Genomic DNA, 23,347 nt, shown 5'->3' on the forward strand with positions numbered 1-23,347 from the left:
TCATAATCTTTAAATCAAAAACAATGAAAACAAAAATTTTAAAATCAGTTGCAATAGTACTATTTATGAATATTGGCCTATTTTCTTGCAGTAGCGATTCTGTTATTGATAATGAAGAAAATAGTAATAATACAAATCATTTAAAACCAGCACCACCGGGATTACCGGAATTTTATTACCGCCATAATGGTGTAACACCCTATACTAGTGTTCCAGATGCATTTGCAAGCTCCTCTTCTTCTGCCATTTACGCAATGGACGGGTCGTTTAATGTCATAAAAATTCCGCTAAGTTCTTTAGCTGTCGGTTCTTATCACATCAATATTGGTAGTAATTATTTTACCTACATGTTGCCTACTAATATAAATAATTGGAATGGAATACAAGGTTCTGTCAAAATAACACAGAATGATTCATATCTAATTTCAGGGAATTTTAAAATTACAGGTAACGGAATTGGATTTACAGGCGTTACTTCTGTAAATGGCTATTTTAATTCAGTCCCAATTCTTCCATAATTTTAAGTACTCATTAGTTCACAAAAAAAAGCACCCCGAAAGGTGCTTTTTGTCATTTAACTTTATGATTAACCAATTTCAATCATTCGTTTTGGTTTTGGCAATGCTTCTTCGCGTTTTGGAAGCGTAATGTGCAACACACCATTTTCATAAGTAGCATTAATATCTGCTTCGTTCACAATTTCAGGAAGAGTAAACGCACGCTTAAAAGAAGAATAGCTAAACTCTTTGCGAGTATATTTTCCATCATTGTCTTTTTCTTCTTTTTCGTGTTTCGATTCAGAAGAAATAGTTAACACATTGTCATCCAATTCGATGTTAAAATCGGCTTTACTTTTGCCCGGAGCGGCTAATTCTACCACAAAAGTAGTTTCAGTTTCTTTAATGTTCACAGCCGGAACTGTGTTGTTCATTCGTTCCATGCCACCCATCCAGTCGGGTTTAAAAAATTCATCAAAAACGGCTGGAAAAGGAAATCGGTTGTTTGTTTTTACTAGTGTCATAACGTTATTTTTTTATGGTTAAACATTTTATTTTGACTCACAAAAAACAAAGTTTATACCAATTGAATCGTTAAGTCAAATTGACATTTTTTCACACCAAAAACCGTCAAAATTTCAGTTATTTATACTGATTAACAATGTTTTAACAGACATTTTTTCAGTAGCTATTCCCGCTTTCCGCTACAAGCTTTTGCTCAAAAACCTTTTTTTCTAAGGTCCGGCAGGAGCTTCCAAGGTCGCTCTGCCAAACCACGAAAAAATTGGTTTTCTTCACAAAAGGCTTTTCGCTACAATCGGGGCTAGGGGTTTTTGCAAATATGAATTTTAATAGTAATAAATTCAAACAGATTGAAAGTCTTTTGATAATGTACATTATTTTCCTATTTTTGAACAAAAGCTCATATTATCTAGTATTTACACATACTTGTGTTAATTATTATAATTGATTGATACCAACTAGTTAGCTGCCTGCAAAAAAACTCTATGAAAGGATTATATTTTAGAATATTTATTAGTCTTATATTAATCCTTTTAGGAAATAAATTTATTATTGAACAAGAATATACTTATTGGATCGAGAGAGTTTTATATGTTGCTGTCTTCATAATTGGTCTTGGTATTATAATCGATTTTCAAATAAAAAAAATACCAGAAAAACCTAAGAAAAATATTAATTTAAAAATTATTTTTCTTGGATTTTTTACTATTGCGTCGCTTTATGTATTTGGTCAATCATTTGTAACACTTAAAAGCGAATTATTTGATTTAGAAATTCAATCTAAAGGTACTATTGAATTCCATTTTGTATTAACTTTACTATTATGGAGCTCTCTTGAAGAATTATATACGAGGAGAATTATTGCTCAAACTGTTTCCCAAAAATACTCGTTTATAATGGGAATTTTTGTATCGTCATTAGTATTCAGTTTACTACATTTTTTTACAGATTCAGGGCTGTTTTATACATTTCTCGGTGGTATAATATTTTCGATGCTTTATTTAAAAACTGGTAGTTTTATTTTAGTAATAGTTTTACACTTATTCCATAACTTATTGGTTGCATTTAATAGCGACTATTTTATCATTAAAATGCTACAAATGGAAATTAAAACGATTTTATCGATTGTGATAGCGAGTATATTTTGTTATATTTTTTCACTAATAATAATCAACAAAAATTATAAATATATCAGTAGTTAATAATCCCCACACACTACCGAATCCCTTCGTGTGGCATTTATATAATAATAATTTACACTAATATTTAAATGGAAGAAAGTTTTAAAACTTACGAAAAAACTATTCAAAAAAAACATAGTTTTGGCTGGACACCAAAATTTGATGAAGAATTTAGAACAAACTTAAGCGAAAAAACTTTTGTTCCAATAGCGGAAAAAGCAATCGAAAAATTGGGCTGGGATATTGTTTACAAAGACGAAAAAAATATTGAAGCTAAAAGAAAAGAATCAGGTTTTGGATTTGAAAAATGGACTGAAATAATATCAATATCCTTTAATCATGGTAAAATTTTAGTTAAAAGCGAGTCATTAGGTGGTGAGTTTTGGGATAATGGAAGAAACTCAAAAAGAGTTAAATTATTCATACATTCTTTTAAAGAAACTGAAATAAGTTTTGATAAACATTCACTTGAACAATTAGAAGTAGAAGTTGACAAAAAAAATAATTGGGATGATTATATAATTCCGGAAAATCTACCAAAACCTCTAACATGGAAGAAACCTAATTTTGCTATCCCGATAACAGGAGGAATTCTTATTTCAATATTGTTGAGTTTTACACTTGCTAAATTATCCGTTAATGGAATTTATATAATCTTTTTATTTGAATTTTTAGTTGGAGTAGCTATTGCCTTCTCATTAAAATTCCTAATTAAATTTTCAAATTTTTCTGAATTCAAAAAACTACAGTACTTGTTAATTGGAATGATAATTTTAATTTATGTTTTAAATCAATATTTGCAGTATGAAATAATTTTAAGAGAGAATAATTATGATAGAATTGGTTTTATTGAATTTATCAAACTTAGATTAAAACAAGGATTAACATTAAAAGGATTAAACACTGGTTGGATCGGATTAATAATTAGTTGGATAATACAATATGTGTTAACATATTATGTCGCTATTACTAAATTATTTACAATACTAACTTTTTATCAATTAGAAAGAGTGCCGGTTGAAGTTGTTGACTTCGCTTATTATCATTTTTTTAAAGACAAAACCGAAGACGAAGTTAGAAAAGAATTATCTTTAAAAGGTTGGAGTGATGAACAAAATCAAAATGAAGTTTTTGAAGCTATTGATGCCATTCACGATGCAACAGAAATCAATCGATTAAAATAAAAAGCTTAGACTATCATAGATTTTCTATAATAAAATTTTATTATTTTTATGTTAGTAAAGTTCACGATCAAGATTGCTTTTTAAAATGTAGCATTTAGAACAAAAGCCTAAAGACAAACCTAAACTAACTAATAAAAAAATGATAGGAATCAAAACAGTAAAACCATATAAACAAGTTGACCATCAATTTATTGGAACTCAATTTTTAATCGTAGTATTTCCTCTAATCCCCATCAACAGTTATTTTATAATTGACGACTTAGTGGAAAGAAGTTTTGAAATTGGAATTAATTGGAAGCATTTAGTCAAAATATATTCCGGTATTTTAACTTTTATCATCATTGTTTTAATGATTTTACCTGAATTTCTTCACTGGAGTATTTCCATAAAAACGCTGATCATTGTGACATCTTTATCTTTGACATTAGGATTAATTTTCAATTTTGACAGAATGGATCAGGATGAAAAAGAGAAGCGATTGTTTTTTGGAAAAGTTGTCGGAATTAATGCTCTCCCAAGCTATATGAGTATGAGTGCCGCATTACTTCTTAGAAATAAATTTACAATTGCATTAAAAAATCAAATTAACACCAGTGAGAATTGGAAAGAAATTCTAGACAAAAAATTGTATTCAGACCAAGACATTCCTTTAATTTATATCATCGCAGAATACCAATATAGAATCGATCCAAGTGATGAAAACAAAGCAGTTTTAACTAATTTTAAACAACAAACCACATTGGCTAAAAAAAATTAGAATAAATCGTCTTTTCATCTATCTAGAATTTTTCTTTTGTAAAGTCATTTTCCAAACTAACTCCACTAAACCTCAGGAATTCATTCTATACTAACCAACCAACAAAAAAACATAATGAGCACCCGAAAAAAAATAGCCATAATTGGCGGTGGCATAGCAGGACTAACCTTTGCTCGTTGCTTGACCACAGCTGACTATGACATTCATATTTTTGAAAAAAAAGAAGATTTTGGAGAAATTGGAGCCGCAATAAGTGTTTTCCCAAATGCTCTTTGCGTCATGGATGACATTGGTTTGCTTCCGGAAATCCTTGCCAATAGTGGACAATTTAAAACAGTTTACCTCAAAACCAACAAAGGAAAAATTCTCAGCAAGACAGAACCCAAAAGCGATTATCCGGTAATTTGCATTCACAGAGCAGATTTACACCGGATTCTTTTATCTAAAATTGACGCAAAACTTTATACCAATTATTCGCTACATAAACTTACCCATCAAAACAACGGTCAAATTGAACTTGAATTTGAAAACAAAGAAACCCTCCTTTTTGATGCTGTAATTGGTGCAGACGGCATTCATTCTGTCGTGAGACAACACATTATCAAGGATGGCAAACCAATTTTTAGAGGTTATAGCATTTGGCGTGGCGTGGTAAAAACAGATTTTGACATCGGCTATGCCAGTGAAACTTTCGGAAAAGGACAACGAGTGGGAATTGTTCCTATCAAAAACGGAGTCTACGGTTGGTGGGCAACCAACAACGAAGCCTTTATGCAAGACGACAGTCCGGAAGGTACAAAACAGAAACTAAACCGCTTGTTTGGCGATTGGCATTATCCCGTTCCTGATCTCATAAACAATACCGAACACATCCTGAAAAACAGTTTGGTAGATAGAAAACCAAAAAAAGGTTGGACTAGTGGTCATGCCACCTTATTGGGGGATGCTGCCCACCCTACCACGCCCAACTTAGGACAAGGCGGTTGTATGGCCATGGAAGGGGCATATATTCTAGCCAAATCAATTCAAAAATATGGCATCACATCTACTGCATTTGAAAGGTATGAAACACTGCAATTTCCACGCTCAGAAAATATAGTCAACGAAAGTTTAAAACTAGGCAAAATGGGGCAACTCACTAACCCCGTACTAATTGGATTACGGAATTTTGCTTTTAAAATTATGCCCTCAAACGTAGCCATGAAAATGATTGATAAATACTTTTCGTATAGAGTAACAAAACTTAATATATAAACATAGATAGTTTTCAATAACATATAGTTAAATGAACCAAAGCGAAACCGAAATATTTTATCCTTGCACGCTTTCCATGTGGCGAGAGTGGTTAGAGAAAAACCACCAAAGTAAACAAGCCGTATGGGTTGTATTTTACAGAAAAAGTTCAAAGAAAAATTCAATCACATGGAGTGAAGCGGTTGATGTAGCTTTGTGCTTTGGTTGGATAGACAGCAAAAAGATTAAAATTGATGATGAAACCTCGCATCAATTTTTTAGCAAACGAAAAGCCAAGAGCACTTGGTCAAAAATAAATAAACAAAAAGTAGAAAAACTCATTGCCAGCGGACTCATGACAGAAGAAGGACATAAAAGCATCGCTACTGCAAAACAAAATGGTTCTTGGACAATCTTAGACGAAGTAGAAGAATTAATTGTTCCCAGCGATTTACAAGCTGAATTTGCTATTCATCCGGCAGCTAAAGAATTCTTTAATAGTTTGAGTAAATCTGTTAAAAAAGGCATCCTCCAATGGCTCGTACTTGCCAAAAGATCAGAAACAAGACAAAACCGCATCACCGAAATCATTGAACGTGCCAAACAAAAATTAAAACCCAAACATTTGTAAAAGATAGACATTGCTTGAATAAGTTTAGAACTTTAAACTATTTCATATTTACTTTTTGAAGAATTTATCGAGGTGTAGAAGTTTTTTGTATTTTAGTGAAAAATATAATACGCTACTTAGTTGCGGTTATAAATAAGTTACCAGTAATTTTAACCGAAAAATCCTGAAATGGACAATTTAATATTTTATAGTTTAGGTTTCTTAATATTACTTCCGATATTAATTGGTTATTATGTTGACTACAAAAACGACCCAAAAGAATTCAAATTATCATTAAAATCTTTATTGAATAAACGTTCATTAAAAGCTTTATTGTTTTTAATAATATATTTCAGTTTAATTAAAATTTACGAACATACGATTCCATTAAATAAAAACAACGGAATTGAATTTAATTCGACAAGAGAAAAACTTGGAATACCTAAAATTGGTGAAAATTGGAAAATAGGCAAAACTGAATCCAGACAATTTAAAACCTATTGGTGGAAAACTGAACCAAGAAATGGACACTTTAAAAAAGTAATTGAATATGGAATTTTAAAAGCGAAAACCGAAACTGACTTTTATCAAAACAAAAGGCAAGTTGGAACTTTTGCTTGGTCAGTTTTCAACTTTGAAAATAATACATTTGAATACTTTTTGGAAAAACCGAATAATAAAATATATTCAGTCACAGAAAAAGGGAATTTGAAATATGAAAAACCGACAATAGAAATGAGAATATCTAAAACCGAATTTGAAAAATATATAACTGAATAAAAAAACTACTGGTAAGACAGGTTTTGCAAGATTGCGGGTTTTGGGCTTAATTTAAAGTTGGTTTTGTATCTTTGAGTTTAGTGTTTAACCTAAATTTAGGGCTTATTTAGTCAGCAACCTCGCAAAGTCCCAAACTGTTAGCAGTAACATTATGAAAACAACTATTAAAATCATATTTCTTTTTATTTCAATGAGTTCTTTTGGACAAGAGATGAGATTTATAAAAGATGAGATTATGAATAACTATATGGAATCTGGTTATTCTACAAAAAATTTTATTCCAAAAGGTGAGACAGATAGTCAAAAACAAAGGCAAGGAATCTGGAAAGATTATGAAGTAATAAAAGATTTTACTTGTATTAATGACGGATTAAAACCAAAACAGGTTTTTGGAAACTTCCTGTTATATGGAGAAGGAAATTATATAGACGGAAAAAGAAATGGAAAGTGGGTGCTTTATACAATTGAAGATTTAACTTTTAAAAAGATTCTTCAAAAAGAAGTAAACTACAATAAAGGAATTCTTGAAGGAGAATTTAAATATTTCTTTCCAAATGAAAAACTTGCCATGACAGGTCAATATAAAAACAATGAACTTGAGGGAATAATAAAAAGCTTTCATCCAAATGGAAAAATATATGGAACAAGATTTTATAAAAATGGACTAAAGGATGGTAAACACATTTATATCTATTCAAATGGCAAAACTGAATTAGTTCACAATTTTATTAATGGAATAAAAGATGGCCCCTACCAATTAAACTATTCTAATGGTAATATTCAAGAAAAATTTACTTATAAAATGGGAAAAGAAGATGGTGTTTATCAATATTTCTATGAAAATGGACAATTATGGATTGAAAAAACATTTGAAAACGGATTACTTTTAAATGTTAAAGGAAGTTACTCAAAAGATGGAAACTTAAGAGATAAAGGTACTTTAAAAAATGGAAATGGTACCGTAATTCATTACACAGAACAAGGCAAAATCTATTTAGTTATAACATTTGAAAATGGTTTAAAAGTAAAAGAAGAAAACTTCTAAAATTAATGCTACTGCTAACAGCTTTTACCTCGCTTGTGCGAGCGTCACGCTCTTAAAGGCTTGATTAACTATTCAAAACAAACTAACATGTCCTTAAAGTTTTTTTATAACCTATTTCTTTGCTTACTATTAGCACTATTACCGAATATACTATTTTCTCAGTCGTTGGATTTCACCATTCACAATATAAAATTCAAAAGTCAAGGCGAAACGCTTGCCGGCTCCATTTTAACACCTAAAAAACCATTTGCAGCAGTTGTAATAGTGCATGGGTCGGATCCTGTAAAAAGAGAAATGGATTTCGCTAAACGTCTTGCCCAAAAAGGCATAGCTGTTTTAACCTATGATAAACGAGGAGTTGGAGATTCGGGCGGTGTATATGTTGGCCCTTCGGTTGGCACTAATAATATTGACTCTACTAATCTCCATCTATTGTCGCACGATGCAAGTGCAGCAATTCATACTCTTCGTAAGTATATAAAAACTAAAAAAACACCTATCGGATTAATTGGCTTTAGTCAGGCTGGTTGGATAATTCCGTTGGCTGCAGAAAAAAATAAAGAGGTAAATTTTATGGTTATATTTAGTGGTCCGGTTATCACTACGCTTGAACAGTTGCGGTTTCAGTTTTACACCAATGGTGATGAAAATTTTTGGAATAGTCATACAGAATCAGATGCTCGTGAACATATTAACAATGACCCGGACAAGTATCAGTTTGTAGAAACAAATCCGCAAGAGCCACTTAGTAAACTCTCCATACCCGGACTTTGGATTTTTGGCGGAAAAGATATTCAGGTACCGGTTGCACTATCTATGGAGAATTTAGATAAGCTAAATGCTACCGGAAAAAGATATGAGTACAGCTTGTTTCCTGCTTTGGGTCACAATACGTCATCCTCAGAATTGCCTGAAACGTTTGAAAAAGCGATAGAATGGATAAAAACCATTCGGAAAAAGAAGAAGTGATATTTTGATAATCAAACTATTTTAATGCTTTTGCCTACGATTATTCCAATTGGGGAATTACCTGCCGAATTGTATTGTTAGTAAGATTAATTTGTATTGAAATCATTAGTAGGAACTTCAAGCTAGTAAACACTTATTCCTTTTTTAAATTGTTGCGGTGTAACACCTGTATATTTTTTAAAAACAATTGTAAAATAGGAATGATTTTCAAAACCCATTACATCGGCTACTTCGCTAATTGTTTGTTTTTGAGTTGCCAATAAACGTTTGCTTTCTAAAATTATTTTTCCGTAAATAAAATCAGTGACTGTTGTGTTCAATATATTTTTACAAATTCTGTTCAAGTGTTTTAGAGTAATATTCATTTTATCTGCATAGAAAGATGGTGATTTATGGTGCTTATAATGTTGGGCAACCAACTCTTCTAATTCTTTTATTTTTAGATGATAGGAATGAATATCATGATTTGCTGAGAAACTATAAATTCTAGCTAATTCAATGTGAATAATGTCAATTAGATTGAGTAATTTATCTGTTTTTTTGAAATCTTTTTGGTTATTTTCGTTTATCAAAAGTTCAAAATAGGGAATTATTTCACTCATTTGTTGATTGTTGAGCACAATTTCAGGAGAATTTCTGAGTGAACTAAAAAAGGGATAATCTTCAATTTTCTTTTTTCCAAAATATAAATTATACACTTCTTGCGAATAAAAAACGATATATCCATCAATGTCTTCAGAAAGTTGCCAACTGTGAATTTGCCCCGGATTTAGCAAGTAGACACTGCCGGGTTTAATTTCATACTGATTAAAATCTATAGAATGTAGTCCGCTTCCTTTTGTAAAAAAAACTAATAAGTAAAAGTTATGACTGTGTAATTTTTCAATAAATAAATTTTTAATGAGATGAGTTTTGAAATCGTTGATATACAAATCATTCTCACTCGACTCACAATTGAATTTATTAATTTTATAAATCGGAAGCTTTTCCATATAAATGTCTTTATACTACTATTTTTAGCGAATATACGAATAATCCACAGCAAAATAATGATGTAATTTTGCAACAAAAAGAACACAATGGCTAACATAGTAAGTAAAATTCTGAAAAATGAATGTCCGAATTGTAACAACGGAAAAGTATTTAAAGACAAAAGTTTTTTCTTTAGTGTTGGTTTTCCTAAGATGAATGAACACTGCAGCTCTTGTCATTATAAATTTGAAAAAGAACCGGGTTATTTTTTTGGAGCAATGTTCGTCAACTATGCACTAACCGTTGGAGAAGGAATCATAACCTATCTGTTTTTACTTAATTTTTTTGAAAAACCAATCGATTTACGAATGATTCCGATCATTTGTTGTGTTATAGTATTGCTTTGTTTTTTCAACATTCGATTATCCAGAATGATTTGGATTTATATGTTCAGAAGATATTCTGTTTAAAAAGAATAAGCTTACTTTGCTTCCATTCACTAAAAAAATACACCATGAACAAACTAATTATAATTTTAGCAAACAGCCAGAGACAGTTTATCAATCTGGTAAGAATATCAATCTGTATTGTAATGGTTTGGATTGGCGGACTCAAAGCCTTTCAATATGAAGCAGACGGCATTGTTCCGTTTGTTGCCAATAGTCCGTTAATGTCGTTTTTATATGCCAAAGACGCACCTGAATACAATCAATACAAAAACCCAGAGGGAAAAACGGTTCAAAAAAACATTGATTGGCATACCGAAAACGGAACCTATATTTTTGCCTACGGTTTAGGATTAGTAATTGTAATCATCGGAATCTTAACACTATTAGGAATTTGGTTTCATAAAATTGGTCTAATTGGTGGACTGCTAACATTTGGAATGTCATTAGTTACTTTAACATTTTTAATAACTACGCCCGAAGTTTATGTCCCCAATTTAGGTGGCGATTTTCCAACTCCACATTTTGGATTCCCTTATTTATCAGGTGCAGGACGACTTGTAATTAAAGATGTAATTATGATGTCTGCCGGACTCATTTGTGCTTCGGATTGTGCAAAGCGGTATTTAGGAAAAATTAATTAGGCAGTTGAAGAACTTTTTAGGATATAATTTTAAAATGGTATCTTTACAATTAAACCACAACGTTTAATCCCCACCATGAATAAATTATTTTTCCTCCTTTTCCTACTACTATTTCTCAATTGCAGTAAAAACGATGATTCATCACCAAATATACCTGAACCGGAAGCATTTACCGTTCCGGAAACCAAAGACATTGTGATGTATGAAATCAATATCGGATCGTTTAGTCAAGTGGGAAATTTAAACGGTATTACCAATCGATTAGATAATATCAAGGCATTGGGAATTAATACTATTTGGTTGATGCCAATTCATCCAATTGGTTCTGTCAATTCGTTTGGTTCTCCATATTGCATCAAAGATTATCGAGGAGTAAATCCCGAAATTGGTAGTTTTGAAAATTTAAAATATCTAGTTGACGAAGCCCATGAAAGAGGAATTGCCGTCATTTTAGACTGGGTCGCCAATCACACCGCTTGGGATCATGCTTGGATTACAGAGCATCCGGATTGGTACACACAAGACGGCTCAGGAAACATCGTTCATCCACAAGGAACCAATTGGATGGATGTGGCCGATTTGAACTTTAGTAATACCGAAATGCGTTTAGAAATGATCGCCGCCATGGAATTCTGGATTACCGAAGCAGGTATCGACGGGTTTCGATACGATGCCGCCGATTTGGTTCCGTTTGATTTTTGGCAAGAGGCGATTTCAACCCTAGAAACAAACACAGAACGAGACCTCATCTTTTTAGCAGAAGGCACACGAAACGATCATTTTGCAGCCGGATTTCAAATGAATTTCAGTTGGGATTATTACAACGCCGTGAAAAATGTTTTTACTTCAAATGGAAATCCTTCGCAACTTTCTACAACAAATACAAATGAATATCAAGTTGTTCCCGCAGGAAAAAAGAAACTTCGATTTACCACCAATCACGATTTGTCCAACGAACTCACGCCAATTGGTGTATTTGGCAATAAAAATGCGGCTTTAGCAGCTTCCGTTGCTACTATCTTCATGAACGGAACACCCTTGATTTATTCCGGTCAGGAAGTAGGTGTGAGTAATCCATCTGTTTATACATCGGGTTTAGCCATTAATTGGAGTTCAAATTCGGATATGCTTTCGGCATACACCAAAATGTTACAGTTTTATAAAAATTCTGAAGTGGCAAAAAATGGAACGTTAGCCCATTTCAATACCTCTGATTTTATTGTTTTTGAAAAAAAACTTGGGAATGATAAGTTGCTTATAATTATTAATAGTCGTTCTTCGGAAAAAACATTGACCGTGCCCGCCAGCTTACAAGGAAATTGGGAAAATGCATTGTTGAATGAGCCTTTAACTTTAAACGGAAGTTTACAACTTAACGCTCATGGATATTTGATTTTGAGGAAGTAATAATGGTTTATTATTAATAGCACACGGATTAAAAGGATTAATTAGATTTCCACTGATTTAATTGGTTCACTAAGCGACAATAGATAAAAGAGGATTTATTCGTGCTAAATTTTAGTTATTTTGAACTTTGTTCATAATGATTGAGATGTCTCCTTTGGTCGACATGACGAGATTGTGGGAGATTATGTCAAAATTACCTTTTACCAATTACCATTCACCTATTGCCCAAATCAATTATGTTGCTCCTTAAAAATTCCTAACAACAAATCGGCTTCAATCATTCTAGTAGGAGAATTATCCATTTCCTTTAGTACACGTTTTATGGAAAAAGGATTTAAACCTAATTTTAATCCCAACTGATACATAAATTCATGTTCACGATCGTGGTGATGGTTATCACAATGCGAAAGTAATGCCAAGCGGTAAAAATGCTCAATACGTTTAAATTCCGATTTAAAAACTAAGAGTTCGTTGGGTAATGAAAATAATTCCTCGAAATCGGCTGTGCGAACGTTTAATTCTTCTGCAACCATTTTGATAAATTCATATTCGCGGTCGTGCAATTGACCATCTACTTTAGAAAGTTCAATCATATCGCCCAACAAACTTAATTTTTCTTTATACGTGATCATAAAACCATATTTTTGGCTAATTTAGTTTTTCCATTTAATTTATCAAAAAATGAAGTTAATTTTCTCTTTACTTATTCTTTTCGGTATACTCGTTTTCATTAGTCAGAACGTTTGGAGTCAAAAACGTTATTCTACTTTTGAGATAGAAGCTCCACAATTAAAAACTACCAAAAAAATATGGGTTTATTTACCAAAAGATTACGCTAAGCAAACTCGGAATTATCCTGTGATTTACATGCATGATGCACAAAATCTATTTGATGCTAAAACTTCCTATGCCGGCGAATGGAATGTAGATGAAACTTTAGACAGCTTGAAAATGAACGTAATTGTTATCGGCATCGAACACGGAAATGAAAAACGGTTGGAGGAATTAACACCCTATAAACACGAAAAACACGGCGGCGGAAATGCGGACGCGTATTTAGATTTTATTGTAAACTCGCTGAAACCCCACATTGATAAAGCCTACCGAACCAAAACAAAAGCCAAACATACCACTATTTTTGGGAGTTCGTTAGGAGGATTGGTTTCATATTATGCAGTATTAAAATATCCTGAAGTCTTTGGAAAAGCAGGTGTCTTCTCACCTTCTTTTTGGTACACGGAGGACATTTACACATTGACAGAAAAGACAGAAAAAATCAACGCAAAACTCTATTTTCTTTGCGGAGACAGCGAAAGTGAAGATATGGTGAGTGATTTTACAAAAATGACCACATTGGTTGAAAAACGAATTTGTAAAAAATCGAACCTCAAACAAGTCATCATCAAAGATGGAAAACACAATGAAAAGTTGTGGCGGGAGAGTTTTGGTGATGCGGTTAGTTGGATGTTTGAATAGTTATCGGTTGTCTGTTAGTGAAAAAATAAAAATTCATTTCATTAGTTTAACTCTTATCTTTGCATCTTAAAATAAAAAAAACTCAGTAACTCAGTAACTCAGTAACTCAGTAACTCAGTAACTCAGTAACTCTGTAACTCAGTAACTCTGTAACTCTGTAACTCAGAACCTTAGCAACTCAAAAAAACATGAACAACAACGATATCTTCAAAAAACTCCGTGTAGCCCTTCAACTTCGTGATGATCAAATTGTAGAAATCATGGAATTGGTTAATTTTCGTATTTCGAAAGCGGAATTAGGAGCTTTTTTTAGAAATGCTGACCATCCTAATTATATGGAATGTGGTGATCAAGTGCTCCGCAATTTTTTGAACGGATTGGTGATTCATTTAAGAGGAACAAAGGAAAATCCGAAAAATCCGTTGGAGGTGATTAAAAGTCACAAACCAACTACTCCAGCCACAGAAAAACCAAAAGCTAAAACCTTTGGTGATAAAAAACCGGTGCAAAAATCAGCTCAAAGACCTGCAGGAAAACCAACAGGAAAGCCTGGTTTTAAAAAGAAACCGGATGCAAAACCTGAAATCGTAGAGAAAGTAAAGTTTAACAACGGTAAGAAAAAATAATTTCTACAAATACCTTTCTTCAATAATGTGTTGGTGATGTTTTTGATGTCCTAATGCGATAAAACCAATCGCTCGAACCGTGAAAGAATTATTCAAAGCGATTCCCATGTGCATCAATTCTTCATCAGTAAACGATTTAAACAAATACATCGTTGATAATCGCACTACTTTGTATTCTTGAAGTAAATCGGATAACGTTCTTTTGTTAGCATCTGTAGCATCAACATACTCATTCTCATCAAAACCGGAAAGTGGTGTTTGATCTTTTCGGGCAAACCGCAAAGAGCGATAAGCAAAAATACGTTCGGCATCAATCAAATGCTGCACAATATCTTTGATGGTCCATTTTCCTTCCGCATAACGAAATTCATGTTTTTCGGATGGAATTTGAGTTAGAAATTCTTCAAAATTTTGCATTGATTTTTCTAATTCTTCTATCAAGTTTACATTGCCTAAGGCGATGATATAAGGTGAATAATACGGTGCGTATTCGGTTGGTTGTAAAGTGTATGAGTTCATTATTTTAATGTTTTAAGCCGAATTTCTACTCGCATTAATATTTCCAAACAACGAACGGGTAACAATTTTTTCGTACACGGCAATCTGCTTTTCGTCCGGATTTTTCTGTTTCTTTAATTCACTTATTTTCAACAAAGCATATTGCTGAATTGTCAACAAAGGCAATACAATTTGTTCACGAATTTCAATGGAGGCTTTTCCGTCTGGATAATTCTCCATCAATTCAGTGAAACCGGATAACTTGAGTAATAATCGTTTGGTTTCTAAATATTCATCATAAATAATCTGCCAAAACTCGCCAAATTCTTCATCCTTCTGCATATAAGCCGTTAACGGAAAAAATGATTTTGACAACGACATCATACTGTTCTCAATCAATGTTTTAAAGAACAAGGAATTTTGATATAATTGTGTTACTTTTTCCCATTGATTGGTTTCTTCAAATTGTTTTAAAGCCGTTCCTACACCGAAAAAACCAGGTACATTTTGCTTTAATTGACTCCATGACCCCACAAACGGAATTGCTCTCAAATCGTTGAAATTCAATTGATCGCCTTTATTTCGTTTAGACGGACGACTACCAATATTGGTTTTGGCATAATAATTCAACGTACTCATTTTTTCCAAATAAGGTATGAATTTCGGATGCTGCTTAAACTTCAAATATTTGTCGTAACTCAGTTTAGACAATTCATCAAAAATTTGATTATTTTCTTCAGAAAGCACATTTTCATCTTTGTTAAAAAGCTGATTGGTTGCTCCTGCACTCAATAAATTCTCTAAATTATAACGACAGGAATCTAATGTCCCAAAATTAGAACTAATGGTTTGCCCTTGCACCGTCACTTGAATCTGCTGATTTTCGATTGTTGACCCCATCGAAGCATAAAATTTATGGGTTTTGCCTCCACCTCTTGCCGGCGGACCACCTCTACCGTCAAAAAAGAGCACTTTTACGCCATATTTTCGAGAAATAGCTGTTAGTGTTTGCTTTGCTTTATAGATGCTCCAGTTCGCCATTAAATAGCCTCCGTCTTTGGTGCCGTCTGAAAAACCGAGCATAACCGTTTGAATATTGTTTCTGTTATTAAGATGTTTTTTGTATGCTGAATTGGTGTACAACTGCTCCATAATTTTATCAGCAGCCTGCAAATCATCGACCGATTCAAAAAGAGGAATGATATCTACCGAAGGATTTTTCCATCCGCAAAGGCTAAACATAGCAAACGTTTCCATCACATTTAATGCACTTTCGTTGTTGCTGATGATGTACCGATTACAACCCAATTCGCCATTCTTTTCCTGAATGGTTTTCATGGCATGAATGGAACTTACGGTAGATTTGGTGATTTCGTTTTCAAAATCGGCTTCGGATAATGAACTGGCTACTTTGGATAAAATTTCAATTTTTTCTTTTTCACTTAATTGAGTGTAATTAACAGGAAACAGTGATTTTTCTTTATCAACAATCTCCTGAAAAACCTCTTTGTGAATGCGGCTATTTTGACGAATGTCTAGTGTAGCAAAGTGAAATCCAAACAAATTTAGTTTATTCAACAATAAATTTATTTCATCTAAATAAAGCGATTGATGTTCATCTATAATGATATTTTTGATGTTGAGTAAAACCGATTTGAATTCATCATGCGTAATATAAATTTCTCCTCTTGAATAAAAAACAGAACGGTATAATTTGCTTTCCACGTCAGCAATCAAAGTATCAACTCCTTTGAATGTGAGTTTTCTTTTCAGTTTTCGAATGTCTGTGTAATATGATTTTAGGATAGAAGTTCGAAGTCTTTCGGCTACTTTTAAAGTAATTTCAGTGGTCACAAACGGATTTCCATCCCGATCTCCACCGGGCCAAAATCCCAAATTAAAAATAGAATTTTGTATTTCTTCGCCATCAAAAATATTCTTTTGAAGGTATTGAATCATTTCTCCGGCAGTTGGATAAAACACATTTTCCAAATACCAAATCAAACTTACTGCTTCATCAAACGGAGTTGGTTTTTCTTTTTTGATGAAAGGTGTCTTCCCTAATTGAGCGAGTAATTCTTTTATCTGAACAAAGTTATTCACTCGAACAGCTTCGGTTAAATCGGTTATAATTCCCAATACAGCACCCGGGTAAAATTGTGTTGGATGAGCCGTTAAAACCGTGCGAACTTGAAAGTTTTCAAGAAAATTTTTCAATTCTTTTCGTTTAGAACGTTGATCCGCTTTTTCTTTCATATCACGAAGAGAACCTCTTCCTTCCATATTGTTTACCACCGGAAAAGCAGCATCTTCAATGGCATCAAACAAAACAATTTGTCGTTCAATGTATTGAATGAAGCGAAACATCAGTTCTACTTTCTGCTCTTCAGTTGGGTTATCTAAATATTTGGAAGTAAACGAATTAAAAATTTCCTCCGGATTTTGTTGATTTTTGAATCCGCTTTCACAAACTTCTGTAAAAAGTGGCAACAAAACACCCGTGTTATCGATCGCATCAAAAGGAAGCGTGATAAAAACACTGTTGTAAATTTGATATTTAGATAAAACGTTTTGATGAAATCGTTCAATTTTGGGGAGCGTGTACATACTTTGAATTTTGCTCACTAATTTAGTGAATTATTTTAAAAAAGATTCTTGAAATTTATCATAAAAAAACCCTCTCGATGGTAGTGGAGAGGGTTTGTATACTTGAATATTCAAATCTTACATGTTTTTGAAAATCGTGTGCATCAAACGTTTTTTGTCGTTGATACTTTCCTCTAACGAAATCATAGTTTCCGTACGGTAAACACCTTCAATATCATCAATCATAAAGATAACATCTTTGGCATGTTTAGTATCTTTGGCTCTAATTTTACAGAAAATATTAAATTTTCCAGTGGTAACGTGAGCAACTGTTACGAAAGGAATTTCGTTGATACGCTCTAAAACGAATTTAGTTTGCGAAGTATTATTCAAGAAAACGCCAACATAAGCGATAAATGAATAACCTAATTTTTCATAGTCTAAGGTTAAGGATGATCCCATGATAATTCCGGCATCTTCCATCTTTTTTACTCTAACGTGAACGGTACCTGCTGAGATTAATAATTTTTTAGCAATATCCGTAAAAGGAACTCTTGTGTTATCGATTAACATATCAAGAATTTGGTGGTCTACTTCATCTAAACGAAACTTACTCATCTGTTTTTTGTCTATTTATTTTGTTTATTTTACTGCAAATGAAATACAATTTATTCAATAAAAAAACGAATTCATTAATTTTTTAGCAAACCATTAACAAATTTGATATGTTTTCCTATTGTAAAATTAGCTTTTTCGCTGATTTTCGGAAAATTACCTTTTTCGTCTTCGTATAAATCTCCTTGTACATCATATTCTAAATGACCAAGAAAATCCTCTAAATCGCCAACACTTGAAATATAAGCATTAAAAACGAGTAGATTTTCGATAATTTCTTCCTTAAATTGCACTGCAAAATTCGTAATAAATATTGAATTATCATAATTTATTTTGACATTTCTGTAAACAATATCGAAAAAACAAGGATTATTTTGCGGAATTTTCAAATAATCTTCAATTTTGTTATTAACTATATCGTTTTCGTAAAGTGCTTGAAAACTTCTTAGCAGAGCAATAAATATAAATTTTCGAGTTTCTTCTCTTTGATAATCATTAGAGAAATGACCTGCTTCAAAAAGAACGGTTGGCACACCCATTTGCTGAAAAGTATCACCAACGCAATTTCTATTGAAGCTATCATCAAAACGACCAATTTGCCCCGGAATATGTTTTTGAAGCTCTTCATTAATACAAGAAATTAGATTAATTGCTTGCAATCTATTGTCGTTGATTTCTCTTTCTTCATTATACGAAGGCGACAAAAATGACAATGTTGCCGGCTTACCCGTTTTTGCCACACCAAAAATAGTGCGTTGATCGTGTAGATTAAAACAAAAATCAGGTTTAAACTCATTAAAAACACTCATTAATAATCGACTTTCGGGTTGTGACAAATTAATAAAATCGCGGTTTAAATCAACCTCATTGGCGTTTTCTCTCGTATAAAGTTCTGCTCCATCCGGATTGAGCATTGGAATAAAATAGAAACTAAATTTTTCTTTCCATTTTTTTACCTCTTCAACATCCGAATCCAGAAAATTAAAAACATCAAAAAGTGCTTTAGTGGTTGTACTTTCATTTCCGTGCATTTGTGACCAAAGTAGAATTTTAAAATTTCCGGTACCAACTCGATAACTGTAAATTGACTTTTCTAACACCGAATTTCCTATTACTTGAATTTCATTTTTGGCGAAATGTTTTCCTAAAATTGGTTCGATATTTTTTAATGTTATGTATCGACCCGACAGTTCGTTTTCTTTATTTTTTTCGTAGATAGAATGATAGTCCATTGGGGTAAAATTTAGCTATACAAAGGTAAACATCTTTATGATAACATTTGTAAACAGTTAAAAAGGATGTAATAATTTAACTTTGTAAACATCAAAACAGTCAAAATCAATAATACTGAATGTTTACAATTTAAAACATTAATAATCAATACTATAAATATCATTAAATAAACTTATGATTTAATCATAGTAAGTCATGAAAAGTTAAATTACATTTGTAACATTTACATATCACATCAAATTGATTACATTTGTAACATCAAAACTTCAATCATTTTACATCATGCAAGACACAAAGGATTTTGTTCAAAAATTGGAAAAAATTCTAGACTATTTTCAACTCAGTGCTTCTGCTTTTGCGGATAAAATTGGAGTGCAACGATCGAGTCTTTCTCACCTACTCTCAGGCAGAAATAAACCGAGTTTAGAATTTGTGATTAAAATTACAGAAGCTTTTCCGGAAGTAGATTTGTATTGGTTTTTGTTTAATAAAGGAACTTTTCCTAAATCAAATTCGACGGAAAACCATTTTGTTTCTGAAGAAATTTCACCGAAAAAAAATGATGAAATCAGTAAACCGGAAGTGATTAAACCTGAAAAAGCAATCTTTCAAGACCAAGAAGACGTTGAGAAAATAGTAATTTTCTACAAAAACGGAACTTTTAAAACATACCTACCAAAATAAAGAAAGCCCTAACTCACATGGAGCTAAGGCTTTCAGGACCAATAAAACAAACACAAAAAACTATCTTCTTAGCAAGAAAACCGCAGCACAACCAGGCTCTAACCTATTCATTGTAGGAGCATAATCTCCGCTGGTTGCCGGAACCGAGAAAGTTAAAACTCTTCCGCCTCCATTTGCTCTTTCTGCTACATATATCATTTTTGTTACATTATCGTATGCCACATCAACCGGATTTCCTAACATTGAATTAGGTCCGTAGATTCTAATTTGATTTGCTGTTGAAATCATTCCGTTGTTAGCCGTGGATGAGAAAACGGTTGAGAAATTTTTAATTACAATCACACCTCCGTCAGAATCAGAAGCTGCAGCAGCTACATCGGTTAAAACCATAGTGTTTTCAACACTTGAATAAGTGATTCCGTGTGTACGTACCAAACCTTCAATAGTAACACGCTTGCTTGGCATAAGCGGTCCGGATGAATTGCTTAAAAAATTATTATAAGCCACTAAATCGCTAGTTAAATCAACAATAGCATACAATGTAGTTCCATCGAAATGTATTCCCCATAACTTAATATCAACATCAAATGTTCTTTGCAATGTGAATCCGGAAGCTGTTTTTTCATAAACAAACAATTTGTTTTGATTTCCGTTAGATTCCGCTTGATCTTGTGTTACAATCACAGTATTGCCTGTCACTGCAATTTCTCTGGCATTATTAAAATCTGAAGTACTGTTGTAAGCCATAGTTAAACTTGAACTGTTGTTCATCATTGCTTGTTTTACGTTCCCATAAGCCTCCAAACGATTATTTGAACGAGAAGCCAGAATGATTTCATCAGTTGACGGATAATAATGAATTCCGTCTGCATCGGTAGAATTTACCGAAAAACTTTGGGTGGTTGGTGTAGATGGAATTAAATCCGTTACCGAAACCATTCCTGAAGTGTTACTTGAAGTAAATAATTTTACTTCGCTAATTGTTTGTTGGTTATCGTCGTCATTATTGCATGACATAAATAAGATTGAACTTAAGATAACTGCCGAAAATAAATTTTTGTTTTTCATGTTGTATAATTTTAAGTGTTTATACAAGCATGTACGAGGAAAATAAAAATTTGGTTTTATTTAAGTGAGCTTTTTTGAAAAAAATTAAGCTCAAACTTTTAAAAAACAAAAAAGTGAGTAAAAAACTCACTTTTTCAACCACTTAAAAAATATAGTTTAGAGCTTTTTAACTCCTTTTATTTCTTCTCTTGCCGCTTCTTTAATGCTAATGGCATAACCTCCTCCGGCTGCCACAAATTGTGAAAGGGTTGATTTATTGGTTACTAAAACTTTACGAATCGTGTAAGCTTGTGGATTATTTTTGTAATGAGCATCTTTCGCATCAGCATAAATGGTAGCGATATAGGTCTTTCCTCTCTCCAAAAAATCAAATTTTAATGTCGAAGTTCTTGTCTGCTCACCTCCTACGCTTCCTACAAACCAATCTGGTTTTCCTTTTGCTTTTCGGGCAACTGTAACATATTTTCCGGGCTCTGCTTCGGTGTAAACGCTTTTATCCCAATCTAAAGCAACATCTTTGATGAATTGAAATGCGTCTAAAAACTTATTGTAATGTTCAGGAAAATCGGCAGCCATTTGCAACGGACTGTACAAAGTTACATACAACGCTAATTGATTTGCTAACGTACTGTTTACGTGCGATTTATTATCCGGACTGAATTTTTGGATATCCATTTCAAATATTCCCGGCGTATAATCCATTGGTCCGCCAATTAATCGTGTGAAAGGCAAAACCGTTACGTGATTAGGCTTAGAGCCGCCAAAAGCTTGATATTCTGTTCCTCTTGCCGATTCATTTCCAATAAGATTTGGATAGGTTCTGGCAATTCCGGTTGGTCGAACCGCCTCGTGAGCATTCACCATAATTTTGTATTCTGCCGCTTTTTCCAACGCATACTGATAGTGATTAATCAACCACTGACTGTAATGATTCTCTCCTCTTGGTAAAATATCACCTACATAACCGCTTTTAACGGCATCGTAACCGTTCTCCTTCATAAACTTATATGCTTTGTCCATGTGACGCTCATAATTGCGTACAGACGACGACGTTTCGTGATGCATAATCATTTTTACACCTTTACTTTTGGCATAATCTCTAATTCCAACCAAGTCGAAATCGGGATAAGGCGTTACAAAATCAAAAACATAATCTTTAGAATTGCCAAACCAATCTTCCCAACCTTCGTTCCAGCCTTCAACTAAAACACCATCAAAACCGTGTTCTGCAGCAAAATCGATGTGTCTTTTTACATTTTCTGTCGTTGCTCCGTGTTTTCCGTTTGATTTTGCTTTGGTGTAATCGGTCACTCCTAATTGAATGGCTTTAAAATCATCTGTGTAAGCCCACGAACTTTTTCCGGTAATCATTTCCCACCAAACACCGATGTATTTTGTTGGCTTAATCCACGAAGTGTCTTCAATTTTACAAGCTTCATTTAGATTGTAGGTCATTCTGGAAGCCAAAATTGTTCTGGCATCATCACTTACCATAATCGTTCTCCAAGGCGAAGTGGATGGAGCTTGAAGATAACCTTTATCGCCTTGAACATCGGGCGTTAACCATGATTCAAAAACGAAATTTTTATCGTTTAAATTCAAATGCATGCAAGCATAATCTATTAAAGCTGCTTCGTGTAAATTGATGTACAAACCATCAGCTGTTTTCATTATCAACGAAGTTTGAACACCAGTTGGTGAAAAAGAAGTCTGTGATAAATTACTAGTAATCGACTTGGCCATCAATGGTCGAATTTCAGACAATTTTGACTCAGAATAATCGTATTCTTGCGTGTCATAATCGCCCGGAATCCAAAAAGCGGTATGATCGCCGGTCATTGCAAATTGTGTTCTTTCTTCTTTAATCACAAAATGCCCCAAGTTATTTTGTTGTGGAAATTCATAGCGAAACCCCAATCCATCATCAAAAAGACGAAAACGAATAACTAACAAACGATTGGTTTCTTTTTGATTTAAAGTAACTGCTAATTCGTTGTAATGGTTGCGAATTTGACTTTCTTCGCCCCAAACGGGAGTCCATGTTTCATCAAAAGTTGAATTTTTTGTATCTGAAACTGTGAAATCATTCAACAGTGACTTCTTATCATTTTTTAATTCCAATCCGAGTGAACTGGTTTTGATGACGCTTTTCCCTTTGTAATTTAATAAATATGTCGGTACACCATTCTCTTTTAAAGAAAAAGTCATTTCTAATTTTCCGTCGGGAGACTTGAGTTGTTGTGCATTTATTGTAAAAACACTTAGGCATAGAAAAGCCAGAATGGTTATTTTTTTCATTTGATTTATTTATGGA

Annotated in this window: 24 protein-coding genes; 15 read left to right on the forward strand and 9 right to left on the reverse strand. The window is 33.0% G+C overall.

All coding sequences use genetic code 11. The annotated features are described in order from the left end of the window. Positions 1-23: 23 nt before the first annotated feature. Positions 24-518, forward strand: coding sequence for a hypothetical protein (locus tag M0M57_RS01195; RefSeq protein WP_248434617.1), 495 nt, complete (start codon positions 24-26; stop codon positions 516-518). A gap of 68 nt (positions 519-586) precedes the next feature. Here the strand turns inward: M0M57_RS01195 and M0M57_RS01200 are convergent, their stop codons facing one another. Next, positions 587-1,021, reverse strand: a complete 435-nt coding sequence (locus M0M57_RS01200) for an Hsp20/alpha crystallin family protein (RefSeq protein ID WP_248434619.1) — start codon at positions 1,019-1,021, stop codon at positions 587-589. Positions 1,022-1,504: 483 nt separating this feature from the next. Between M0M57_RS01200 and M0M57_RS01205 the strand changes: the two genes are divergently transcribed. The 8 genes from M0M57_RS01205 (at position 1,505) to M0M57_RS01240 (ending at position 8,778) form a co-directional block, all read left to right on the forward strand. Further along, on the forward strand, positions 1,505-2,221 hold the full coding sequence (locus M0M57_RS01205; protein ID WP_248434621.1) for a CPBP family intramembrane glutamic endopeptidase: 717 nt from the start codon (positions 1,505-1,507) through the stop codon (positions 2,219-2,221). Positions 2,222-2,289: 68 nt separating this feature from the next. Continuing rightward, positions 2,290-3,384 (forward strand): hypothetical protein, encoded by a 1,095-nt coding sequence (locus M0M57_RS01210; RefSeq protein WP_248434623.1) that lies wholly within the window; start codon positions 2,290-2,292, stop codon positions 3,382-3,384. Positions 3,385-3,523: 139 nt separating this feature from the next. Then, the gene (locus tag M0M57_RS01215) at positions 3,524-4,141 is read left to right on the forward strand and encodes a hypothetical protein (protein ID WP_248434624.1); all 618 of its coding nucleotides are present in this window, start codon (positions 3,524-3,526) and stop codon (positions 4,139-4,141) included. Between the two features lie 114 nt (positions 4,142-4,255). Continuing rightward, positions 4,256-5,395 (forward strand): FAD-dependent monooxygenase, encoded by a 1,140-nt coding sequence (locus M0M57_RS01220; RefSeq protein ID WP_248434627.1) that lies wholly within the window; start codon positions 4,256-4,258, stop codon positions 5,393-5,395. 31 nt (positions 5,396-5,426) lie between these two features. Further along, positions 5,427-6,005, forward strand: a complete 579-nt coding sequence (locus M0M57_RS01225) for a YdeI/OmpD-associated family protein (RefSeq protein WP_248434629.1) — start codon at positions 5,427-5,429, stop codon at positions 6,003-6,005. Between the two features lie 168 nt (positions 6,006-6,173). Further along, a complete protein-coding gene (locus tag M0M57_RS01230) occupies positions 6,174-6,764 on the forward strand; it encodes a hypothetical protein (protein WP_248434630.1) in 591 nt (196 codons plus the stop codon). A gap of 151 nt (positions 6,765-6,915) precedes the next feature. Then, positions 6,916-7,809: a toxin-antitoxin system YwqK family antitoxin gene (locus M0M57_RS01235; RefSeq protein WP_248434632.1), complete on the forward strand. Its 894-nt coding sequence runs from the start codon at positions 6,916-6,918 to the stop codon at positions 7,807-7,809. 87 nt (positions 7,810-7,896) lie between these two features. After that, positions 7,897-8,778 carry an alpha/beta hydrolase family protein gene (locus M0M57_RS01240; RefSeq protein ID WP_248434634.1) on the forward strand — a complete coding sequence of 294 codons (882 nt, stop codon included), beginning with the start codon at positions 7,897-7,899 and terminating at the stop codon, positions 8,776-8,778. A 122-nt stretch (positions 8,779-8,900) separates the two neighbouring features. Here M0M57_RS01240 and M0M57_RS01245 read toward each other — a convergent pair whose 3' ends face one another. Then, on the reverse strand, positions 8,901-9,770 hold the full coding sequence (locus M0M57_RS01245; protein WP_248434636.1) for an AraC family transcriptional regulator: 870 nt from the start codon (positions 9,768-9,770) through the stop codon (positions 8,901-8,903). Between the two features lie 87 nt (positions 9,771-9,857). Here M0M57_RS01245 and M0M57_RS01250 point away from each other — a divergent pair, with 87 nt between their 5' ends. The 3 genes from M0M57_RS01250 (at position 9,858) to M0M57_RS01260 (ending at position 12,247) form a co-directional block, all read left to right on the forward strand. After that, positions 9,858-10,220, forward strand: a complete 363-nt coding sequence (locus M0M57_RS01250) for a DUF983 domain-containing protein (RefSeq protein ID WP_248434638.1) — start codon at positions 9,858-9,860, stop codon at positions 10,218-10,220. A 44-nt stretch (positions 10,221-10,264) separates the two neighbouring features. Continuing rightward, entirely contained in the window at positions 10,265-10,840 is a 576-nt protein-coding gene (locus M0M57_RS01255; RefSeq protein WP_248434640.1) for a DUF417 family protein, read from the forward strand. Positions 10,841-10,915: 75 nt separating this feature from the next. After that, the gene (locus M0M57_RS01260) at positions 10,916-12,247 is read left to right on the forward strand and encodes an alpha-amylase family glycosyl hydrolase (RefSeq protein WP_248434642.1); all 1,332 of its coding nucleotides are present in this window, start codon (positions 10,916-10,918) and stop codon (positions 12,245-12,247) included. 230 nt (positions 12,248-12,477) lie between these two features. Here the strand turns inward: M0M57_RS01260 and M0M57_RS01265 are convergent, their stop codons facing one another. Next, positions 12,478-12,879, reverse strand: coding sequence for a TerB family tellurite resistance protein (locus M0M57_RS01265; RefSeq protein ID WP_248434644.1), 402 nt, complete (start codon positions 12,877-12,879; stop codon positions 12,478-12,480). A 49-nt stretch (positions 12,880-12,928) separates the two neighbouring features. Here M0M57_RS01265 and M0M57_RS01270 point away from each other — a divergent pair, with 49 nt between their 5' ends. Together M0M57_RS01270 and M0M57_RS01275 are read left to right on the forward strand one after the other, a co-directional pair. Beyond that, entirely contained in the window at positions 12,929-13,723 is a 795-nt protein-coding gene (locus M0M57_RS01270; protein WP_248434646.1) for an alpha/beta hydrolase, read from the forward strand. Positions 13,724-13,911: 188 nt separating this feature from the next. After that, positions 13,912-14,349 carry a DUF1456 family protein gene (locus M0M57_RS01275; RefSeq protein WP_248434648.1) on the forward strand — a complete coding sequence of 146 codons (438 nt, stop codon included), beginning with the start codon at positions 13,912-13,914 and terminating at the stop codon, positions 14,347-14,349. Between the two features lie 3 nt (positions 14,350-14,352). Here the strand turns inward: M0M57_RS01275 and M0M57_RS01280 are convergent, their stop codons facing one another. The 4 genes from M0M57_RS01280 to M0M57_RS01295 form a co-directional block, all read right to left on the reverse strand. Next, positions 14,353-14,868, reverse strand: coding sequence for a DinB family protein (locus M0M57_RS01280; RefSeq protein WP_248434650.1), 516 nt, complete (start codon positions 14,866-14,868; stop codon positions 14,353-14,355). Between the two features lie 12 nt (positions 14,869-14,880). After that, on the reverse strand, positions 14,881-17,454 hold the full coding sequence (locus M0M57_RS01285; protein ID WP_248434652.1) for a phosphoenolpyruvate carboxylase: 2,574 nt from the start codon (positions 17,452-17,454) through the stop codon (positions 14,881-14,883). A 117-nt stretch (positions 17,455-17,571) separates the two neighbouring features. After that, positions 17,572-18,051: an Lrp/AsnC family transcriptional regulator gene (locus M0M57_RS01290; protein ID WP_091140893.1), complete on the reverse strand. Its 480-nt coding sequence runs from the start codon at positions 18,049-18,051 to the stop codon at positions 17,572-17,574. Between the two features lie 74 nt (positions 18,052-18,125). Continuing rightward, complete coding sequence (locus tag M0M57_RS01295) at positions 18,126-19,280, reverse strand: M14 family metallopeptidase (RefSeq protein WP_248434654.1); 1,155 nt, start codon at positions 19,278-19,280, stop codon at positions 18,126-18,128. Positions 19,281-19,563: 283 nt separating this feature from the next. On the opposite strand from M0M57_RS01295, the gene M0M57_RS01300 reads away from it, so the two are divergent. Then, complete coding sequence (locus M0M57_RS01300) at positions 19,564-19,965, forward strand: helix-turn-helix domain-containing protein (protein WP_248434656.1); 402 nt, start codon at positions 19,564-19,566, stop codon at positions 19,963-19,965. A 60-nt stretch (positions 19,966-20,025) separates the two neighbouring features. On the opposite strand, the gene M0M57_RS01305 is transcribed toward M0M57_RS01300, so the two are convergent. Together M0M57_RS01305 and M0M57_RS01310 are read right to left on the reverse strand one after the other, a co-directional pair. After that, complete coding sequence (locus M0M57_RS01305) at positions 20,026-21,033, reverse strand: hypothetical protein (protein ID WP_248434658.1); 1,008 nt, start codon at positions 21,031-21,033, stop codon at positions 20,026-20,028. A gap of 156 nt (positions 21,034-21,189) precedes the next feature. Further along, positions 21,190-23,331 (reverse strand): glycoside hydrolase family 97 protein, encoded by a 2,142-nt coding sequence (locus M0M57_RS01310; protein ID WP_248434659.1) that lies wholly within the window; start codon positions 23,329-23,331, stop codon positions 21,190-21,192. Between the last annotated feature and the right edge of the window lie 16 nt (positions 23,332-23,347).

It is taken from the genome of Flavobacterium azooxidireducens (assembly GCF_023195775.1).
GTDB classification, from domain to species: domain Bacteria; phylum Bacteroidota; class Bacteroidia; order Flavobacteriales; family Flavobacteriaceae; genus Flavobacterium; species Flavobacterium azooxidireducens.

Excerpts from the sequence above, each read along its gene's own strand:
- M0M57_RS01205 (WP_248434621.1), top strand. The coding sequence starts at position 1,505 with ATGAAAGGATTATATTTTAGAATATTTATTAGTCTTATATTAATCCTT.
- M0M57_RS01260 (WP_248434642.1), top strand. The coding sequence starts at position 10,916 with ATGAATAAATTATTTTTCCTCCTTTTCCTACTACTATTTCTCAATTGC.
- M0M57_RS01290 (WP_091140893.1), bottom strand. The coding sequence starts at position 18,051 with ATGAGTAAGTTTCGTTTAGATGAAGTAGACCACCAAATTCTTGATATG.
- M0M57_RS01250 (WP_248434638.1), top strand. The coding sequence starts at position 9,858 with ATGGCTAACATAGTAAGTAAAATTCTGAAAAATGAATGTCCGAATTGT.
- M0M57_RS01215 (WP_248434624.1), top strand. The coding sequence starts at position 3,524 with ATGATAGGAATCAAAACAGTAAAACCATATAAACAAGTTGACCATCAA.
- M0M57_RS01280 (WP_248434650.1), bottom strand. The coding sequence starts at position 14,868 with ATGAACTCATACACTTTACAACCAACCGAATACGCACCGTATTATTCA.
- M0M57_RS01295 (WP_248434654.1), bottom strand. The coding sequence starts at position 19,280 with ATGGACTATCATTCTATCTACGAAAAAAATAAAGAAAACGAACTGTCG.
- M0M57_RS01200 (WP_248434619.1), bottom strand. The coding sequence starts at position 1,021 with ATGACACTAGTAAAAACAAACAACCGATTTCCTTTTCCAGCCGTTTTT.
- M0M57_RS01255 (WP_248434640.1), top strand. The coding sequence starts at position 10,265 with ATGAACAAACTAATTATAATTTTAGCAAACAGCCAGAGACAGTTTATC.
- M0M57_RS01300 (WP_248434656.1), top strand. The coding sequence starts at position 19,564 with ATGCAAGACACAAAGGATTTTGTTCAAAAATTGGAAAAAATTCTAGAC.
- M0M57_RS01265 (WP_248434644.1), bottom strand. The coding sequence starts at position 12,879 with ATGATCACGTATAAAGAAAAATTAAGTTTGTTGGGCGATATGATTGAA.
- M0M57_RS01305 (WP_248434658.1), bottom strand. The coding sequence starts at position 21,033 with ATGAAAAACAAAAATTTATTTTCGGCAGTTATCTTAAGTTCAATCTTA.
- M0M57_RS01285 (WP_248434652.1), bottom strand. The coding sequence starts at position 17,454 with ATGTACACGCTCCCCAAAATTGAACGATTTCATCAAAACGTTTTATCT.
- M0M57_RS01220 (WP_248434627.1), top strand. The coding sequence starts at position 4,256 with ATGAGCACCCGAAAAAAAATAGCCATAATTGGCGGTGGCATAGCAGGA.
- M0M57_RS01275 (WP_248434648.1), top strand. The coding sequence starts at position 13,912 with ATGAACAACAACGATATCTTCAAAAAACTCCGTGTAGCCCTTCAACTT.
- M0M57_RS01195 (WP_248434617.1), top strand. The coding sequence starts at position 24 with ATGAAAACAAAAATTTTAAAATCAGTTGCAATAGTACTATTTATGAAT.
- M0M57_RS01225 (WP_248434629.1), top strand. The coding sequence starts at position 5,427 with ATGAACCAAAGCGAAACCGAAATATTTTATCCTTGCACGCTTTCCATG.
- M0M57_RS01230 (WP_248434630.1), top strand. The coding sequence starts at position 6,174 with ATGGACAATTTAATATTTTATAGTTTAGGTTTCTTAATATTACTTCCG.
- M0M57_RS01245 (WP_248434636.1), bottom strand. The coding sequence starts at position 9,770 with ATGGAAAAGCTTCCGATTTATAAAATTAATAAATTCAATTGTGAGTCG.
- M0M57_RS01210 (WP_248434623.1), top strand. The coding sequence starts at position 2,290 with ATGGAAGAAAGTTTTAAAACTTACGAAAAAACTATTCAAAAAAAACAT.
- M0M57_RS01270 (WP_248434646.1), top strand. The coding sequence starts at position 12,929 with ATGAAGTTAATTTTCTCTTTACTTATTCTTTTCGGTATACTCGTTTTC.
- M0M57_RS01310 (WP_248434659.1), bottom strand. The coding sequence starts at position 23,331 with ATGAAAAAAATAACCATTCTGGCTTTTCTATGCCTAAGTGTTTTTACA.
- M0M57_RS01240 (WP_248434634.1), top strand. The coding sequence starts at position 7,897 with ATGTCCTTAAAGTTTTTTTATAACCTATTTCTTTGCTTACTATTAGCA.
- M0M57_RS01235 (WP_248434632.1), top strand. The coding sequence starts at position 6,916 with ATGAAAACAACTATTAAAATCATATTTCTTTTTATTTCAATGAGTTCT.